Annotated in this window: 1 rRNA gene; it reads right to left on the bottom strand. The window is 53.3% G+C overall.

Features of this window, described 5'->3' with window-relative positions:
• Nucleotides 1-18: 18 nt before the first annotated feature.
• Nucleotides 19-2,733 (bottom strand): 23S ribosomal RNA (locus tag HMPREF9440_RS00355); the annotation flags it as partial.

Genomic DNA, 2,733 nt, shown 5'->3' with positions numbered 1-2,733 from the left:
AAAAAGCTTCACGGTTATAGGATCAAGCTGCACGAGCAATTAGTATCGGTTAGCTCAACGCCTCACAGCGCTTACACACCCGACCTATCAACGTCCTGGTCTCGAACGACTCTTCAGGGAGGTCAAGCCTCCAGGAAGACTTATCTTCAGGCAAGTTTCCCGCTTAGATGCTTTCAGCGGTTATCTCTTCCCGACATAGCTACCCGGCGATGCCACTGGCGTGACAACCGGTACACCAGAGGTCAGTCCACTCCGGTCCTCTCGTACTAGGAGCAGCCCCCGTCAATCTTCCAACGCCCACGGCAGATAGGGACAAAACTGTCTCACGACGTTTTAAACCCAGCTCACGTACCTCTTTAAATGGCGAACAGCCATACCCTTGGGACCGGCTACAGCCCCAGGATGAGATGAGCCGACATCGAGGTGCCAAACACCGCCGTCGATATGAACTCTTGGGCGGTATCAGCCTGTTATCCCCAGAGTACCTTTTATCCGTTGAGCGATGGCCCTTCCATACAGAGCCACCGGATCACTATGACCTACTTTCGTATCTGCTCGACTTGTGGGTCTCGCAGTCAAGCACGCTTTTGCCATTGCACTATCAGCACGATTTCCGACCGTACCTAGCGTACCTTCGCACTCCTCCGTTACCCTTTAGGAGGAGACCGCCCCAGTCAAACTGCCCACCATGCACGGTCCCCGACCAGGATGACTGGCCTAGGTTAGAACCTCAAACAAATCAGGGTGGTATTTCAAGGACGGCTCCGCCGAGACTGGCGTCCCGGTTTCACAGCCTCCCACCTATCCTACACAGATCGGTTCAAAGTCCAATGCAAAGCTGCAGTAAAGGTTCATGGGGTCTTTCCGTCTAGCCGCGGGGAGATTGCATCATCACAAACACTTCAACTTCACTGAGTCTCAGGAGGAGACAGTGTGGCCATCGTTATGCCATTCGTGCAGGTCGGAACTTGCCCGACAAGGAATTTCGCTACCTTAGGACCGTTATAGTTACGGCCGCCGTTTACTGGGACTTCGATCAGGAGCTTGCACCCCATCAATTAATCTTCCAGCACCGGGCAGGCATCACACCCTATACGTCGACTTTCGTCTTTGCAGAGTGCTGTGTTTTTAGTAAACAGTCGCAGCCACCGATTCTCTGAGACCTCTTCACGCTCGGGGTGTTTCTCCCTCCACGCTACCAAGGCACACCTTATCCCGAAGTTACGGTGTCAATTTGCCGAGTTCCTTCTCCTGAGTTCTCTCAAGCGCCTGAGCATATTCAGCTCGCCCACCAGTGTCGGTTTGCGGTACGGTCCCGTTGAGCTGGAGCTTAGAGGCTTTTCCTGGAAGTCCATCCAATCACTTCGTCCCCAATGGGACTCGATCCTTTGCCTCGGAGATTCGCCTGCGGATTTGCCTGCAGGCCTCCTACGCGCGGAAACCGGGACATCCAACACCCGGATGATCTTCAACACTCCGTCCCCCCTTCGCACTCAACGGCGGTCAAGGAATATTAACCTTGTTCCCATCAGCTACGCTTCTCAGCCTCGCCTTAGGGGCCGACTCACCCTGCTCCGATGAACGTAGAGCAGGAAACCTTGGGCTTACGGCGAGCGGGCTTTTCACCCGCTTTAACGTTACTCATGTCAGCATTCGCACTTCTGATACCTCCAGCAACCCTTGCGAGTCACCTTCGCAGGCTTACAGAACGCTCCCCTACCACTCACACTTGCGTGTGAATCCGCGGCTTCGGTTATGAACTTAGCCCCGTTACATCTTCCGCGCAGGAAGACTCGATCAGTGAGCTATTACGCTTTCTTTGAAGGATGGCTGCTTCTAAGCCAACTTCCTGACTGTCTTAGCCTTCCCACTTCGTTTTCCACTCAGTTCATATTAGGGACCTTAGCCGGCGGTCTGGGTTGTTTCCCTTTTGAGTCCGGACGTTAGCACCCGGTGCTCTGTCTCCCGTGCTTCGACTTCCAAGTATTCGGAGTTTGCCATGGTTTGGTAAGACGCCATGTCCCCCTAGCCATAACAGTGCTCTACCCCCTGGAGCCATACACGAGGCACTACCTCAATAGTTTTCGGGGAGAACCAGCTATCTCCAGATTTGTTTAGCCTTTCACCCCTATCCACAGTTCATCCGCTAATTTTGCAACACTAGTCGGTTCGGTCCTCCAGTGTGTGTTACCACACCTTCAACCTGACCATGGATAGATCATCTGGTTTCGGGTCTACGCCCAACGACTGAAATCGCTCTGTTCGAACTCGCTTTCGCTGCGCCTCCCCTATACGGTTAAGCTTGCCATTGAACGTAAGTCGCTGACCCATTATGCAAAAGGTACGCAGTCACCCCTTAAAGAGGCTCCTACTGTTTGTATGTATGCGGTTTCAGGATCTATTTCACTCCCCTCCCGGGGTTCTTTTCGCCTTTCCTTCACAGTACTGGTTCACTATCGGTCGATCACGAGTATTTAGCCTTGGAGGATGGTCCCCCCATCTTCAGACAGGATGTCACGTGTCCCGCCCTACTTATCGTGCTCTTAGTACCATGCTGCGGACTTCGCATACGGGGCTATCACCCTCTGTAGCCGGACTTTCCAGACCGTTCTGCTGTCGGCAGCATTATCAAGCACTAGGCTCGTCCGATTTCGCTCGCCGCTACTTTCGGAATCTCGGTTGATTTCTTTTCCTGCGGTTACTTAGATGTTTCAGTTCACCGCGTTCGCCTCC

Origin of the sequence: Sutterella parvirubra YIT 11816 (assembly GCF_000250875.1) — a bacterium.
GTDB classification, from domain to species: Bacteria; Pseudomonadota; Gammaproteobacteria; order Burkholderiales; family Burkholderiaceae_F; genus Sutterella; species Sutterella parvirubra.
This window is presented reverse-complemented; position numbering and strand designations above follow the sequence as displayed.